At 74.7% G+C, this 289-nt stretch carries 1 protein-coding gene; it reads left to right on the forward strand.

What is annotated here, in order from left to right:
* A partial coding sequence (locus AC5RUJ_RS18995; RefSeq protein WP_494156606.1) for a trehalose-phosphatase occupies positions 1–289 on the forward strand: 289 nt, incomplete at both ends.

Raw genomic sequence — 289 nt, forward strand, 5'->3', positions numbered from 1 at the left:
GTGGCGGCGGCGGCCACCGAGCGCGCCCGCGCCGCGCTCCAGGAGGTCCCCGGGCTCTTTCTCAGCGACGGCAAGCGCGTGCTCGAGACCTCGGTGCTCAGCGCCGACAAGGGCCAGGGCCTCGGGCTGCTGCGCTCGTTCACCGGCGCGACCGCCGTGTTCTTCGCCGGCGACGACGTCACCGACGAACACGCCTTCGCCGTGCTGCGCGGCTCCGACGTCGGGGTCAAGGTGGGGCCGGGAGACACCGCCGCGGCCTACCGGGTGGACTCTCCCCAGACGTTCGCGG

Source organism: Arthrobacter sp. Y3223164 (genome assembly GCF_059091005.1).